Origin of the sequence: Pseudomonas sp. LS.1a, from assembly GCF_022533585.1 — a bacterium.
Taxonomy (GTDB): Bacteria; Pseudomonadota; Gammaproteobacteria; order Pseudomonadales; family Pseudomonadaceae; genus Aquipseudomonas.
Window position 1 is genome coordinate 4,097,654 of sequence record NZ_CP092827.1, and the last position, 15,518, is coordinate 4,113,171.

The 15,518-nt window shown below is 64.2% G+C and carries 14 protein-coding genes; all 14 read right to left on the reverse strand.

What is annotated here, in order from left to right:
• Positions 1–22: 22 nt before the first annotated feature.
• The 14 genes from MKK04_RS18990 to fliR all read right to left on the reverse strand — a co-directional run bounded on the left by MKK04_RS18990 (position 23) and on the right by fliR (position 15,512).
• Positions 23–916, reverse strand: coding sequence for a CheW domain-containing protein (locus MKK04_RS18990; RefSeq protein ID WP_241105886.1), 894 nt, complete (start codon positions 914–916; stop codon positions 23–25).
• A complete protein-coding gene (locus MKK04_RS18995; protein WP_063912820.1) occupies positions 916–1,704 on the reverse strand; it encodes a ParA family protein in 789 nt (262 codons plus the stop codon). The genes MKK04_RS18990 and MKK04_RS18995 overlap by 1 nt, the downstream gene beginning before the upstream one ends.
• 222 nt (positions 1,705–1,926) lie before the next feature.
• On the reverse strand, positions 1,927–2,784 hold the full coding sequence (motD, locus tag MKK04_RS19000; RefSeq protein ID WP_207829866.1) for a flagellar motor protein MotD: 858 nt from the start codon (positions 2,782–2,784) through the stop codon (positions 1,927–1,929).
• Between the two features lie 3 nt (positions 2,785–2,787).
• On the reverse strand, positions 2,788–3,528 hold the full coding sequence (locus tag MKK04_RS19005) for a flagellar motor protein (RefSeq protein WP_063912822.1): 741 nt from the start codon (positions 3,526–3,528) through the stop codon (positions 2,788–2,790).
• Positions 3,528–4,661: a protein-glutamate methylesterase/protein-glutamine glutaminase gene (locus MKK04_RS19010; RefSeq protein ID WP_207829857.1), complete on the reverse strand. Its 1,134-nt coding sequence runs from the start codon at positions 4,659–4,661 to the stop codon at positions 3,528–3,530. The genes MKK04_RS19005 and MKK04_RS19010 overlap by 1 nt, the downstream gene beginning before the upstream one ends.
• 46 nt (positions 4,662–4,707) lie before the next feature.
• On the reverse strand, positions 4,708–6,942 hold the full coding sequence (locus MKK04_RS19015) for a chemotaxis protein CheA (protein ID WP_233687579.1): 2,235 nt from the start codon (positions 6,940–6,942) through the stop codon (positions 4,708–4,710).
• A gap of 12 nt (positions 6,943–6,954) precedes the next feature.
• Positions 6,955–7,743 carry a protein phosphatase CheZ gene (locus MKK04_RS19020; RefSeq protein WP_207829847.1) on the reverse strand — a complete coding sequence of 263 codons (789 nt, stop codon included), beginning with the start codon at positions 7,741–7,743 and terminating at the stop codon, positions 6,955–6,957.
• 20 nt (positions 7,744–7,763) lie between these two features.
• Complete coding sequence (locus tag MKK04_RS19025) at positions 7,764–8,138, reverse strand: chemotaxis response regulator CheY (RefSeq protein ID WP_207829844.1); 375 nt, start codon at positions 8,136–8,138, stop codon at positions 7,764–7,766.
• Positions 8,139–8,256: 118 nt separating this feature from the next.
• The gene (gene fliA / locus MKK04_RS19030) at positions 8,257–8,997 is read right to left on the reverse strand and encodes an RNA polymerase sigma factor FliA (RefSeq protein WP_063912826.1); all 741 of its coding nucleotides are present in this window, start codon (positions 8,995–8,997) and stop codon (positions 8,257–8,259) included.
• Positions 8,994–9,827: a flagellar synthesis regulator FleN gene (gene fleN / locus MKK04_RS19035; protein WP_207829841.1), complete on the reverse strand. Its 834-nt coding sequence runs from the start codon at positions 9,825–9,827 to the stop codon at positions 8,994–8,996. The genes fliA and fleN overlap by 4 nt, the downstream gene beginning before the upstream one ends.
• A 93-nt stretch (positions 9,828–9,920) precedes the next feature.
• Positions 9,921–11,231, reverse strand: coding sequence for a flagellar biosynthesis protein FlhF (flhF, locus tag MKK04_RS19040; protein ID WP_233687578.1), 1,311 nt, complete (start codon positions 11,229–11,231; stop codon positions 9,921–9,923).
• Positions 11,232–11,242: 11 nt separating this feature from the next.
• On the reverse strand, positions 11,243–13,372 hold the full coding sequence (gene flhA, locus MKK04_RS19045; protein WP_063912829.1) for a flagellar biosynthesis protein FlhA: 2,130 nt from the start codon (positions 13,370–13,372) through the stop codon (positions 11,243–11,245).
• Positions 13,373–13,590: 218 nt separating this feature from the next.
• Entirely contained in the window at positions 13,591–14,733 is a 1,143-nt protein-coding gene (gene flhB, locus MKK04_RS19050; RefSeq protein ID WP_207829815.1) for a flagellar biosynthesis protein FlhB, read from the reverse strand.
• A gap of 2 nt (positions 14,734–14,735) precedes the next feature.
• On the reverse strand, positions 14,736–15,512 hold the full coding sequence (gene fliR / locus MKK04_RS19055) for a flagellar biosynthetic protein FliR (RefSeq protein ID WP_025340075.1): 777 nt from the start codon (positions 15,510–15,512) through the stop codon (positions 14,736–14,738).
• Positions 15,513–15,518 lie beyond the last annotated feature (6 nt).

Below are 15,518 nucleotides of genomic sequence, written 5' to 3' on the forward strand. Positions count from 1 at the left end.
GCCATCGGCGGTGTGTTCGGTGTCATTTCTGTTTGGCGTGCATCTGCTTGACCGCGCCACTGGCGATCAGCTCGGCCAGTGCGGCGACGTCGAGCAGTGCACACATGTGTTCAATCACCGTGCCGGCCAGCCACGGGCGCTGGCCACGCTGGCTGCGCCACTTGATCTCGGACGGGTCCAGGCGCAGCGAGCGGCTGACCTGGTGCACGGCCAGCCCCCATTCGTAGCCCTGCACGGAAATCACGTATTGCAGGCCCTGGCGAAAATCATCGCGGTAGCGGTCGGGCATCACCCAACGCGCGGTGTCCAGCACCTTCAGGTTGCCGGCCTGGCAGGTCAGGATGCCCAGGAACCAGTCGGGCTGGCCGAACAGCGGCGTCAGTTCCTGGCCGGCCAAGGTGTAGATCGAGCCCAGGCACACCAGCGGCACCGCCAGGGTCAAGCCGGCCACGTCGAACAGCAGGCATTCGAACGGCTCGGCGGCCCAGGCCGGGCGGCCATCGATCATGGCCGGGGGCACTGGCAGGTTGGGTGCCGGCAGGTGCACATCCACCAGCGGCACTGCAGGTTCCACTGTTTGCTCTTCTACCAGCACCGGGATGCTGGCCTCGGCCACCACCTCGCGCTCGACCACCGTCACCACCGGTGCTTCCACCGGCATCACGCTGGGCAGCACCGCCAGCCTGGGCTCGGCGAAGGGCCGCGGTGCAGGGCTGGCGGCTGTTTCGGCTGACGCCGGCCTGGCCTGCTGCAAGGCATCACGCGCCTGCTCTTCGCGCACGGCTTCGGCGAACGTGTCCGCCGCGTCCGGCGCCTCGAACAGGTCTTCGGCTTCGGTGGCCTCCTGCAGCAGGCCGTCGAGGTACGACTGCAGGGCCATCTGTGGCCGGGTGCTGGTTTGCCGGGTCTGGGTCATCAGGCCACCTGCGCTGCAGTCTTGTAGGTCAGCAGGTGCTTGAGCAGCGCCCGATAGGCAATCAGCCCGCGACTCTTGCTGTCGAATTGCGAGGGCGTAACGCCCTTGCGGCTGGCATCGCGCAGGCGCGTATCCACCGGGATGTAGCCCTGCCACACATGCTGGCCGTAGGTGTCACGCAGCAGCTTGAGCGTGCCCAGCGAAGCCTGTGTACGGCGGTCGAACAGGGTCGGCACGATCTGGTACGGCAGCGCCTGCTTGCGCGAGCGGTTGACCATGGCCAGGGTACCGACCATGCGCTCCAGGCCCTTGACCGCGAGAAATTCGGTTTGCACCGGAATCACCAGCTGCTGGCTGGCTGCCAGCGCATTGACCATCAGCACACCGAGCAAGGGTGGGCTGTCGATCAGGGCATAGTCGAAATCCTGCCACAGCTGCGCCAGACTCTTGGCGATCACCAGGCCCAGGCCGTTCTGCCCCGGTGACTGGCGCTCCAGCACCGCCAGCGCGGTACTCGACGGCAACAGCGAGATGCGTTCGTCGCTGGTGGGCAGCAGCAATTGCCCGGGCAGGCCCTCGGGCACCGCGCCCTTGTGCAGGAACAGGTCGTAGCAGCTGTGCTCCAGGGCATCGGGGTTGTGCCCGAAATAGCTGGTCATCGAGCCGTGCGGGTCGAGGTCGACGACGACCACGCGCTTGCCGGCCTCGGCCAGCAGGCCGGCCAGGGCGATGGTAGTGGTGGTCTTGCCGACGCCACCTTTTTGATTGGCTACTGCCCAGACTCTCATCAAGCAAACTCTATCTATTGATTTGGCAGGGACACTGCTGGGGCAACTGTCTTGCTCAACATTTGAAAGCTCGCGCGATCAGTGTGGGAGCGGGTTTACCCGCGAACACCGGCCCAGCCGGTGCCATGCACCGTGTCACCTTCTTCGCGGGTGAACCCGCTCCCACAGGGGACAGTACTGCATTCAAATTTGTGTTCGTAGCAACGTCGGGGAATTGACGGTTCACTGCCCCGCCACCGTTGCTGGCGTTGCCGGTGCACTTTGTGTGCCAGCCCGGCGCAATGCGGCATCCGGCGTGGCATTGGCGCTGCCCGAGCCAGTCAGGCTGCGGCGCACTTCGAGGTTGCGCGAAATCACCAGCACCACGCGGCGGTTGCGCGCCCGGCCCTCGGCAGTGTCATTGCTCGCCACCGGCTGGTACTCGCCGTAGCCGACCGAGGCCATGCGCGCCGGGTTGACCCCTTCCATGGCCAGCAGGCGCACGATGCTCGCCGCCCGCGCCGACGACAGCTCCCAGTTGGTCGGGTACTGCGCGGTGCGGATCGGCAGGTTGTCGGTAAAGCCTTCGACATGCACCGGGTTGGCGAACGGTTTGAGAATGCCGGCCACCTTCTCGATGATGGCAAATGCCTTGTCGCTGGGCATGGCATCGCCGCTGCCGAACAGCAACGATGAGTTGAGTTCGATCTCGATCCACAGCTCATTGCCGCGCACGGTCATCTGGTCGCTGTTGATCAGGTCGCCAAAGGCATCGCGCACGTCATCGCTGATGGTTTTCAGCGGGTCGACACTGGTCGCCCCCAGGCCCGCCTCGGTCTGCTCGCTGTCCTTCACCAACGGCTCGGCCGGGCGCACGCTCAGCGGCCGCTCTTCGCCGATGGGGATCGGCTTCATGCTGCGCTCGGGGTCGTTGAACACGCCGAGCAAGGCCTGGGAAATGACCTTGTACTTGCCCTCGTTGATCGAGGAAATCGAGTACATCACCACGAAAAAAGCGAACAGCAAGGTGATGAAGTCGGCGTACGACACCAGCCAGCGTTCGTGGTTTTCGTGTTCCTCGGTATGACGACGGCGACGCATGGGTTACTCCATGAAGCCTTGCAGCTTCAGCTCGATCGAGCGCGGGTTCTCACCCTCGGCAATCGACAGCAAGCCCTCGAGCAGCATCTCGCGGTAGCGCGACTGGCGCATGACGACGGCCTTGAGCTTGTTGGCGATCGGCAGCAGCACCAGGTTGGCGCTGGCCACCCCGTAGATGGTCGCGACAAAGGCCACGGCAATGCCGTTACCCAGCTGCGACGGGTCGGCCAGGTTGCCCATCACGTGGATAAGGCCCATCACCGCACCGATGATGCCAATGGTGGGCGCATAGCCCCCCATGCTCTCGAATACCTTGGCGGCCTGGATATCACGGCTTTCCTGGGTCAGGAAATCGACTTCAAGAATGCTGCGGATGGCCTCTGGCTCGGCGCCATCCACCAGCAGCTGCAGGCCCTTGCGCGCATACGGGTCAGGCTCGCTGTCGGCCACCCCTTCCAGGCCCAGCAGGCCTTCCTTGCGCGCGGTCAGGCTCCAGTTGACGACGCGGTCGACCCCGCCCGCCAGGTCGACCCGTGGCGGAAACAGGATCCAGCGCAGAATCTGCAAGGCACGCTTGAACGACGACAGTGGCGACTGCAGCAAGGCCGCCGCCAGGGTGCCGCCCAGCACGATCAGCGCCGCCGGACCATTGATCAGGGCACCGACATGGCCGCCTTCGAGGAAGTTGCCACCGACGATGGCGACAAAGGCGAGGATCAGGCCGATCAGGCTGAGCACGTCCATCAGACGCACGCCTCCACCAGGTGCTTGCCGATTTCGTCCAGGCTGTACACCGCGTCGGCCAGGTTGGCCTTGACGATGGCCATGGGCATGCCATAGATCACGCAGCTGGCTTCATCCTGGGCCCACACCGTGCTGCCGCCCTGCTTGAGCAGGCGCGCACCTTCGCGGCCATCGGCGCCCATGCCGGTAAGCACCACCGACAGCACCTTGTCGCCATACGACTTGGCCGCCGAGGCGAAGGTGATGTCCACGCACGGCTTGTAGTTCAGGCGCTCGTCACCGGGCAGGATCTTCACTGCGCCACGGCCGTCGATCATCATCTGCTTGCCGCCGGGGGCCAGCAGGGCCAGGCCAGGGCGCAGCATGTCGCCGTCCTCGGCTTCCTTGACGCTGATGCGGCACAGCTTGTCCAGGCGCTCGGCAAAGGCCTTGGTGAAGGCCGCCGGCATGTGCTGGATCAGCACGATCGGCGCCGGGAAGTTGGCCGGCAGTTGGGTCAGCACCCGCTGCAGGGCGACCGGGCCGCCTGTGGAAGTGCCGATGGCCACCAGTTTGTAAGGCTTTCGCTTGGGTGCCGGCGAGTGCGCTGGCGCCGCTGCCGGGGCCGCCGCGCGGGCAGGCACAGGCGAGCGCGCCACTGCCGGGCTGGCGAAACTGCTGGTGGGTGCGTGGCTGCTGCTTGCTGGCGCAGGCGCTGCGACCGGCGCATGGCTCGCGTAGCTGCCGAGACGGCGGTTGCTGCGGGAAATGGTATGCACCTTCTCGCACAGCAGCTGCTTGACCTTTTCGGGATTGCGTGAAATGTCCTCGAAGTTCTTCGGCAGGTAATCCACTGCTCCGGCATCCAGCGCATCGAGGGTGACACGGGCGCCTTCGTGGGTCAGCGACGAGAACATCAACACCGGCGTCGGGCAGCGCTGCATGATGTGCCGCACCGCGGTGATGCCATCCATCATGGGCATTTCGTAGTCCATGGTGATGACATCGGGCTTGAGCGCCAGCGCCTGGTCGATTGCTTCCTTGCCGTTGGTCGCGGTACCCACTACCTGGATCGTCGGATCTGCCGAGAGGATTTCCGAGACGCGGCGGCGGAAGAAACCGGAATCATCCACCACCAGGACCTTGACTGCCATAAACACTCCATTAGGCGGCGCAACCCGCCAGGGTGCGCCACCGAAATCAAATACGCCGCGCGGCGTAACGCTTGAGCATGCTCGGGACATCGAGAATCAACGCGATGCGACCGTCACCGGTGATGGTGGCCCCGGACATGCCCGGGGTGCCCTGCAGCATCTTGCCCAGCGGCTTGATTACCACTTCCTCCTGGCCAACCAGTTGATCGACGACAAAGCCGATACGCTGGGTGCCGACCGACAGGATCACCACGTGGCCCTCGTGCTGCTCTTCGTGCACCTGGCCCTGGACCAGCCAGCGCTTGAGGTAGAACAGCGGCAGCGCCTTGTCACGCACGATCACCACTTCCTGGCCGTCGACCACGTTGGTGCGCGACAGGTCGAGGTGGAAGATTTCGTTGACGTTGACCAGCGGGAAAGCGAACGCCTGGTTGCCCAGCATCACCATCAGGGTGGGCATGATCGCCAGGGTCAGCGGCACCTTGATGACGATCTTCGAGCCCTGGCCCTTGGCCGAGAAGATGTTGATCGAGCCGTTGAGCTGGGAGATCTTGGTCTTCACCACATCCATGCCCACGCCACGACCGGACACGTCGGAAATCTCGGTCTTGGTCGAGAAGCCCGGGGCGAAGATCAGGTTGTAGCAGTCCGACTCGCTCAGGCGATCGGCGGCGTCCTTGTCCATCAGGCCCTTTTCCACGGCCTTGGCGCGCAGGATGTTGGGGTCCATGCCCTTGCCGTCGTCAGAGATCGACAGCAGGATGTGGTCGCCTTCCTGTTCGGCCGACAGCACCACGCGGCCGGTGCGCGCCTTGCCGGAAGCTTCACGCTCATCGGGCATTTCCACGCCATGGTCGACGGCGTTGCGCACCAGGTGCACCAACGGGTCGGCCAGGGCCTCGACCAGGTTCTTGTCGAGGTCGGTCTCTTCGCCTACCAGCTCCAGGTTGATCTCTTTCTTCAGCTGGCGAGCCAGGTCGCGAACCAGACGCGGGAAGCGGCCGAAGACTTTCTTGATCGGCTGCATGCGGGTTTTCATGACCGCGGTCTGCAGGTCGGCGGTGACCACGTCGAGGTTGGACACGGCCTTGGACATGGCCTCGTCGCCGCTGTTCAGGCCCAGGCGCACCAGGCGGTTACGCACCAGCACCAGTTCGCCGACCATGTTCATGATCTCGTCCAGACGCGCGGTATCGACCCGCACGGTGGTTTCTGCTTCGCTGACGCCATGCTTGTCGGCGGCCGGAGCCGGGGCGCGCGGCGCCGAGGCAGGCTTGCTGGCTGCCGCCGGTGCCGGTGCCGGTGCCGCAGCTGGCTTGGCTACCAGCTGGCTGTCGGCCTTGGCCGCAGCCTGCGCTTGCACCTTGCCCGCAGCCGGGGCATCGACGGCGGCAACATCGCCGCCAAACTTGCCCTTGCCGTGCAACTGGTCCAGCAGCGCCTCGAACTCGTGTTCGCTGATTTCGTCGCCGGCTGCACTGGTGTCAGCTGCGGCAGGCGCCGGTGCCTTGGCGGCGGGCAAGGCATCGGCCTGGAAGGTGCCCTTGCCATGCAGCTGGTCCAGCAGCGATTCGAATTCAGCGTCGGTAATTTCGTCGCTGGCCGCTTCCGGCGCGCTGGCAACCGGCTGTGCGGCAACCTCGGCGCTGAACTGGCCTTTGCCGTGCAACTGGTCAAGCAGCGACTCGAACTCGGCGTCGGTAATTTCGTCACCTTCGCCACTGACGGTTTCGCCCTGCATCTGCTCCTCGGCCGCAGCTTGTGCCTTGACCGCATCGAGCGAATCGAGCAACTGCTCGAACTCGCTGTCAGTGATGTCCTGCTCCTCGGCCGGCGCCTCGACAACCGGCTCCGGCGCCGCAGCGGCAGGCGCTTCAACGGCTTCGGCGCCCCCCGGCTCGGCAAGGCGCGACAGCGCCGCCAGCAGCTCGGGGGTGGCTGCGGTCACTTCGGCACGCTCGCGCACCTGGCCAAACATGCTGTTGACCGTGTCCAGTGCCTCGAGCACCACATCCATCAGTTCCGCGTCGACCCGGCGCTCACCTTTGCGCAGGACGTCGAACACGTTCTCGGCGATATGGCAGCACTCCACCAGCTCGTTCAGCTGAAGGAAGCCGGCGCCCCCTTTTACAGTGTGGAAACCGCGAAAGATCGCATTGAGCAGGTCGGCATCGTCGGGCCGGCTTTCCAGCTCGACCAGTTGCTCGGACAGTTGCTCAAGAATTTCGCCGGCTTCTACCAGGAAATCCTGGAGGATTTCTTCATCGGCGCCGAAGCTCATCAAAGGTGCTCCTTAAAAACCCAGGCTGGACAGCAGATCATCGACATCGTCCTGACCGGACACGACGTCTTCACGCTTATCGGCATGAATCTGCGGACCTTCACCCCGAGTCGGATGTTTTTCTAGATCTTTTTCTGCGCGCAGTTGATCGTGGTCATGCTGGATACCGGCAAAACGGTCGACCTGGCTGGCCATCAGCACCAGTTTGAGCAGGTTGCTTTCCACCTCGGTGACCAGGTTGGTGACGCGCTTGATCACCTGACCGGTCAGGTCCTGATAGTCCTGGGCCAGCAGAATGTCGTTGAGGTGGCCGGCGACCTTGCGATTACCTTCGGCGCTGTGCGTCAGGAAACTGTCGACGCGCTTGACCAGCTCCCGGAACTCCGGCGCGGCCACTTCACGGCGCATGAAGCGCTGCCAGTCGGTGCTCAGGGCCTTGGCCTCGCTGGCCAGGTCGTTGAGCACCGGGGTGCTTTCCTCGACCAGGTCCATGGTGCGGTTGGCCGCGCCCTCGGTGAGCCTGACCACGTACGACAGGCGCTCGGTGGCGTCGGTTATCTGCGACACCTCCTCGGCCTGCGGCATGGTCGGGTCGATCTGGAAACTGACGATGGCACTGTGCAGCTCGCGGGTCAGCTTGCCGACTTCCTGGTACAGGCCGCGGTCGCGGGTCTGGTTCAGCTCGTGAATCAGCTGCACCGCCTCGCCGAAACGGCCCCGCTCCAGGCTTTCGACCAGCTCCTGGGCATGTTTCTTCAGGGTCGATTCGAACTCGCCCAAAGACGTTTGTGATGAATCCATGGCGCGCCCCCTGACGTGACTCAGCCGTTGACGCGTTCGAAGATCTTCTCGATCTTTTCTTTGAGCACCTGGGCGGTGAACGGCTTGACCACATAGCCGTTGACGCCGGCCTGGGCCGCTTCGATGATCTGGTCGCGCTTGGCCTCGGCTGTCACCATCAGTACCGGCATGCCTTTCAGCTTGTCGCTGGCACGCACCTTGCGCAGCAGGTCGATACCGGACATGCCGGGCATGTTCCAGTCGGTCACCAGGAAGTCGTAATGGCCGTTTTCCAGCATCGGCAGCGCCGTGGTGCCGTCATCGGCTTCTTCGGTGTTGGTGAAGCCCAGGTCACGCAACAGGTTCTTGATGATCCGCCGCATCGTCGAAAAGTCGTCAACGATGAGGATTTTCATGTCTTTGTTCAAGTAGACCTCCAAGCAGTCTCAAACGCGCTCGGCTGCGAGCGCGCATTCAATCAAATCGGTGCAACATGGAAAACGCACGTGGAAAACGACTGCAACGACTCCGGGCTCAACGCGCCCGCCATTCCCCCAGGCGGCTGCGCAGGCGCGCGGCACACTGGCTGTGCAACTGGCTGACCCGCGACTCGCTGACCCCAAGCACCTCTCCGATTTCCTTGAGGTTCAGCTCTTCGTCGTAGTACAGCGCCAGTACCAGGCGTTCACGCTCCGGCAGGTTGGCGATGGCCTCGGCCAGGGCAACCTGGAAGCGCTCGTCCTCCAGGCCACGCGCAGGCTCGACGTGGCCACTGGCGCCATCCTCATGCAGCCCTTCGTGCTCGCCGTCCTGCAACAGGTCGTCGAAGCTGAACAGGCGGCTGCCCAGGGTATCGTTCAGGATCCCGTAGTAATCATCGAGACTCAATTGGAGTTCGGCAGCAACTTCATGATCTTTAGCGTCGCGGCCGGTTCTTGCTTCCACTGCACGCATCGCGTCACTGACCATGCGCGTGTTGCGGTGCACCGAACGCGGTGCCCAGTCACCCTTGCGCACTTCGTCCAGCATGGCTCCGCGGATGCGGATGCCGGCGTAGGTTTCAAAGCTGGCGCCCTTGCTGGCGTCGTACTTGTTGGCCACTTCCAGCAGGCCGATCATGCCGGCCTGGATCAGGTCCTCGACCTGCACGTTGGCCGGCAACCGCGCCAGCAGGTGGTAGGCGATGCGCTTGACCAGCGGGGCATAGCGTTCGATCAGCTCGTACTGGGCGTCTTTCGACGCCCGGCTGTACATCTTGAAGCCGCTGGCATTCATAGCACAGGTCCCGCGCTGGTGGGCCGCACCAGGCGCTCGACAAAGAACTCCAGATGGCCGCGCGGGTTGGCCGGCAGCGGCCAGCTGTCGACCTTCTGGGCAATCGCCTTGAAGGCCAGTGCGCACTTGGAGCGCGGGAAGGCTTCGTAGACCGCACGCTGCTTCTGCACCGCCTTGCGCACGCACTCGTCATACGGCACGGCACCCACGTACTGCAGGGCAACGTCAAGGAAGCGGTCGGTGACCTTGGTCAGCTTGGCGAACAGGTTGCGCCCTTCCTGCGGGCTCTGCGCCATGTTGGCCAGCACACGGAAACGGTTCATGCCGTAGTCGCGGTTGAGCAGCTTGATCAGGGCGTAGGCATCGGTGATCGAGGTCGGTTCGTCGCATACCACCAGCAGCACTTCCTGGGCGGCGCGAACGAAGCTGACCACCGAGTCGCCGATACCGGCTGCGGTGTCGATCACCAGCACGTCAAGGTTGTCGCCAACTTCGCTGAACGCCTGGATCAACCCGGCATGCTGGGCCGGGGCCAGGTGCACCATGCTCTGCGTGCCCGAGGCCGCCGGCACGATGCGCACACCACCCGGGCCCTGCAGCATCACGTCGCGCAGCTCGCAGCGCCCTTCGATGACATCGGCCAGGGTCCGCTTGGGTGTAAGGCCCAGCAGCACGTCGACATTGGCCAGGCCCAGGTCGGCGTCGAGCAGCATGACCCTGCGGCCAAGCTCGGCCAGCGCCAGGGACAGGTTCACTGAAACGTTAGTCTTGCCGACGCCACCTTTGCCACCGGTCACGGCGATCACCTGTACGGGATGCATGCTACCCATGTCTGTTCTTTACCTTGTCTCGCTGGGACTCAGGCCACACGTAGGGCAATTCTGCGTACCCTTTGGCATAGCTACCTTGCACACGCTTCATCATCAACCCGCTCGCCGTGGGTTGTGATAGAGATCAGCGAACATGTCGGCCATGGCCTCTTCGCTGGGCTCGTCCTGCTGCTGCACATTGACCGCACGGGTAACCAACTGGTGCCCCCGAGGCAGGTGCAGGTCGTCAGGAATGCGCGGCCCATCGGTCAGGTAGGCCACTGGCAGTTCATGACTGATGGCAAGACTCAGCACGTCGCCAAGGCTCGCCGTTTCATCGAGTTTGGTCAGGATGCAGCCGGCCAGGCCGCAGCGCTTGTAGCTGTGGTAGGCGGCGGTCAGCACCTGCTTCTGGCTGGTGGTGGCCAGTACCAGGTAGTTCTTCGCGGCAATGCCACGCCCAGCCAGGGTTTCCAGCTGCATGCGCAGGGCCGGGTCGCTGGCCTGCAGGCCGGCGGTATCGATCAGCACCACGCGCTTGCGCAGCAGCGGCTCCAGCGCCGCGGCCAGCGACTGGCCCGGGTCGACATAGGTCACCGGCACGTTGAGGATACGACCCAGGGTCTTGAGCTGCTCCTGGGCACCAATGCGGAAGCTGTCCATGCTCACCAGCGCCAGGTTCTGCGCGCCGTACTTGAGCACGTAGCGGGCGGCCAGCTTGGCCAGGGTGGTGGTCTTGCCCATGCCGGCCGGGCCGACCATGGCGATCACCCCGCCCTCTTCGATCGGCTCGATCTCGGGGATTTCGATCATCCGCGCCAGGTGCGCCAGCAGCATGCGCCAGGCGTGGCGTGGCTCATCGATCTCGGCGGTCAGGTCCAGCAGCTCGCGGGCGATCGGCCCGGACAGGCCGATGCGCTGCAGCCGGCGCCAGACGGTGGCCTGTTGCGGCTTGCTGCCCTGCAGCTGATTCCAGGCCAGCGAACCGAGCTGCACTTCCAGCAGCTCGCGCAGGCCCGACAGCTCGGAGCGCATGGCATCGAACAGGCGCGGGTCGACCGGTGCCGACGCAGGGGCTGCAGCAGCGGCCTCGGGAGCATCGACATGGGGTTCGATCAACGGCTCGGCGGCGGTCAGCGACTGCCCGGCGAACAATTGGCGGTTGTTGTCGCTGGTGTCCGGGCGGTGGTCCAGCTCGGCCTGGGCAGTGGCGATGCGCGTATGGGTCTTGCGCAGCTCTTCTTCCAGCTCGGCGTTGGGCACACGCGGGGCCAGGGCGGACAGCTTGTAGTCCAGCGCAGCAGTCAGTTCGACACCGCCGGCGATGCGGCGGTTGCCAATGATGGCGGCATCGGCGCCCAGCTCATCGCGGACCAGCTTCATGGCCTGACGCATATCGGCGGCGAAAAATCGCTTAACTTGCATTATCCCCTACCTCAGCCGTTAGGGCCCACGGTGGCAACGATGGTGACTTGCTTGTTGTCAGGTATTTCCTGATACGCCAGAACATGCAAATTCGGTACAGCCAGGCGACCGAAACGCGACAGCATGGCACGGATCGGGCCGGCGACCAGGAGGATGGCCGGCTGGCCCTGCATTTCCTGGCGCTGGGCCGCTTCGATCAACGAACGCTGCAGCTTCTCGGCCATGCTCGGCTCCAGAAGAACACCATCTTCCTGACCTTGCCCGGCCCTTTGCAGACTATTCAGCAAAATCTGTTCCAACCTTGGCTCCAGGGTAATCACTGGCAGCTCCGACTCAACGCCGACAATGCTTTGCACGATGGCGCGACACAATCCGACGCGCACCGCCGCCACCAGCGCGGCGGTATCTTGACTCTTGCCGGCGTTGTTCGCGATCGCCTCGGCGATACTGCGAATATCGCGCACTGGTACCTGTTCCGACAACAGCGCTTGCAGCACCTTGAGCAGGCCTGACAAGGAAATGACACCAGGCACCAGTTCTTCTGCAAGTTTAGGCGATGCCTTGGCCAGCACTTGCAGCAGCTGCTGGACCTCTTCGTGGCCGATCAGCTCGTGGCAGTGCTTCTGCAGGATCTGGTTGAGGTGGGTGGCCACCACGGTACTGGCGTCGACCACGGTGTAGCCCAGCGACTGCGCCTGGGAGCGTTGGCCAACGTCGATCCACACGGCCTCCAGACCAAACGCCGGGTCACGTGCGGCAATACCGTTGAGGGTACCGAACACCTGCCCCGGGTTGATTGCCAGCTCGCGGTCCGGGTAGATCTCGGCCTCGGCCAGGATCACCCCCATCAGGGTCAGGCGATAGGCACTGGGCTGCAGGTCGAGGTTGTCGCGGATGTGCACGGTGGGCATGAGGAAGCCCAGGTCTTGCGACAGCTTCTTGCGCACGCCCTTGATCCGCGCCAGCAGCTGGCCACCCTGGTTGCGATCGACCAGCGGGATCAGCCGGTAGCCAACCTCCAGGCCGATCATGTCGATGGGCGTGACGTCGTCCCAGCCCAGTTCCTTGGTCTCCAGTGCGCGCTGCGGCGAGGGCAGCAGGTCCTGCTGGCGCTGCGCCTCCTGCTGCGCCTGCAGCCTGGCTTTCTGCTGTTTCTTCCACACCAGGTAGGCACCGCCACCGGCCAGCAGGCCGAGGCTGAGGAAGGCCACGTGGGGCATGCCCGGCACCAGGCCCATGACGATCATCAGCGCGCCGGACACCGCCAGGGCCTTGGGCGAATCGAACATCTGCCGGTTGATCAGCTTGCCCATGTCCTCGGAGCCCGAGGCCCGGGTAACCATGATCGCGGCAGCGGTGGACAGCAGCAGTGATGGCAATTGCGCCACCAAACCGTCACCGATGGTCAGCAAGGCGTACACCTTGCCGGCGTCGCCGAAGCTCATGCCGTGCTGCAGCATGCCGATCAGCATGCCGCCGATCAGGTTGATGAACAGGATCAGCAGGCCGGCGATGGCATCACCGCGGACGAACTTGCTGGCACCGTCCATCGAACCGTAGAACTCGGCTTCCTGCGCCACTTCGGCACGACGGTGCTTGGCCTGGGCCTGGTCGATCAGGCCGGCATTGAGGTCGGCGTCGATGGCCATCTGCTTGCCGGGCATGGCGTCGAGGGTGAAACGCGCGCTCACTTCCGAGATACGCCCGGCGCCCTTGGTCACCACCACGAAGTTGATGATCATGAGGATGGCGAACACCACGCCACCGACCACATAGTTACCGCCGATCACCACCTCGCCGAAGGCCTGGATCACCTTGCCGGCAGCACCGTGGCCCTCCTGGCCATGCAGCATGACCACCCGGGTGGAGGCCACGTTCAGGGCCAGGCGCAACAGCGTGGCCACCAGCAGGATGGTGGGGAACGCCGCGAAGTCGAGCGGGCGCAAGGCGTACACGCAGACCAGCAGGACCACGATCGACAGGGCGATGTTGAAGGTGAAGAACACGTCGAGCAGGAACGGCGGTATCGGCAACATCATCATTGCCAACATCACCAGCAGCAACAGCGGCACACCCAGGTTGCCCCGGCCGAGCCCGGCCAGGTTGTTACGGGCGTTGCTGATTAACTGAGTGCGATCCACCGCGAGTCCTCTTGATGCAAAACTTTGACGCACAGGGGGCGCCTGGCGCTGGCTTTGCAAGAAGCTTTCCAACTTTGCTCGACGGGGGATTTATGTTGCCTGTTCCAACCTCTTCGCGGGTGAACCCGCTCCCACAGGGACCGAACAGCCTTCAAGGCCTGCTGAGGACCTGTAGGAGCGGGTTCACCCGCGAAAGGGCCAGAAGCCCTGATGCAAGGTCAACTGTCGCGGCGCAGGTCCGGCGGAATCGGCAGGTCATCCTTCAGCGGCTCCGGCCGCTTGCCCTTGCCAGCCCGGTATTGGCGGATCTGGAACACATAGGCCAGCACCTGCGCCACCGCCAGGTACAGCCCGGCAGGGATTTCCTGCTCAAGTTCGGTGGAGTAGTAGATCGCCCGCGCCAGGGCCGGCGATTCGAGGATCTGGATCTTGTGCTCCACACCGATTTCGCGAATCTTCAGGGCCATGAAGTCGGTACCCTTGGCCAGCAGCAACGGCGCCGCCCCACCCTTCTCCGGGTCGTACTGCAGGGCCACCGCATAGTGCGTCGGGTTGGTGATGATCACATCGGCCTGCGGCACCGCCGCCATCATGCGCCGCTGCGACACCTCGCGCTGTAGCTGGCGAATACGCTGCTTGACCTCGGGCTTGCCCTCGCTGTCCTTGTACTCGTCGCGGACTTCCTGCTTGGTCATCTTCATTTTCTTGTGCGTCTGCCACAGCTGGAACGGCACGTCCGCCGCAGCAATCAGCAGCAGCCCGGCCGACATCCACAGCGCACTCCAGCCAACCACCTGCAGGCTGTGGATGATCGCCTGCTCCAGCGGCTCGTTGGCAATCGACAGCAAGGCCTGGCGGTCGTTGACCAGGACCACCACGGCCACCACCAGGATCACGAAGAACTTGGCCAGCGCCTTGAGCAGCTCGGTCAGAGCATGCATCGAGAACATGCGCTTGATCCCCGACAACGGGTTCATGCGGCTGAACTTGGGCTGCAACAGGCTGCCGGAGAACAGGAAACCGCTCAGGGCGATAGGCGCCACGAAGGAGATCACGAACAACAGGATCAGCACCGGCTGCGTCGCCCATATCGCCATCTTGCCCGAGGCCAGCAGGAAGGCGCCCATGGCCCGGTCGTCGACGATGATGTCGCGGGTCAGGCTGAAGTTCATGCGCATCATCTCCAGCAGCGTCTCGGCCAGGTGGCCACCGAACGCCAGCAGGCCACCGGCGCCGGCCAGGGTCACCGCCACCGTGTTCAGCTCCTTGGAGCGCGCGATCTCGCCTTTCTCGCGGGCATCGCGCTTGCGTTTCTCGGTGGGGTCTTCTGTCTTGTCCTGACCGCTCTCGCTCTCCGCCATGCTCAGCGCGCCCTCGCCAGTTCACGAAGCCATTGCAGCGCTTCGCTGGCCAACGCCTGGTAGTGGGACAGCACATCGGCCAGGCCGACCCAGAAAATGAACATGCCCATGACCAGGGTCAGCGGGAAACCGATAGAGAAGATGTTCAACTGCGGTGCGGCGCGAGTCATCACACCGAAGGCAATGTTCACCACCAGCAGCGCGGCGATCACCGGCAGAATCAGCAGCAGGCCGGCGGCGAACACCCACCCCAGGCGCCCGGCCAGCTCCCAGAAGTGGTTGACCACCAGCGCGTTGCCCACCGGCAAGGTGGTGAAGCTTTCGGTCAGCACCTCGAACACCACCAGGTGGCCGTTCATCAGCAGGAACAACACGCTCACCAGCATGGTCATGAACTGGCTGATCACCGTGACGTTGACACCATTGGCTGGGTCGACCATCGAAGCGAAGGCCATGCCCATCTGCACCGCGACGATCTGCCCGGCTATCACGAAGACCTGGAACAGCAGCTGCAAGGCCAGGCCGAACAGCGCGCCGACAATGATCTGCTCGGCGCACAGCAGCAAACCACGCAGGCTCAGCGGGTCGAATTCCGGCAGGGGTGGCAGCGCCGGCACGATCACCACGGTAATCGCCACCGCCACGTACAGGCGCACCCGCGCCGGCAGCATGCGAGTGCCGAAGATCGGCATGGTCATCAGCACCGCGGTCACCCTGAACAAGGGCAGGATGAAGGTGGCGACCCAGGTGCCGATCTGCGTGTCGGTCAGCTCAAGCATCGCCGC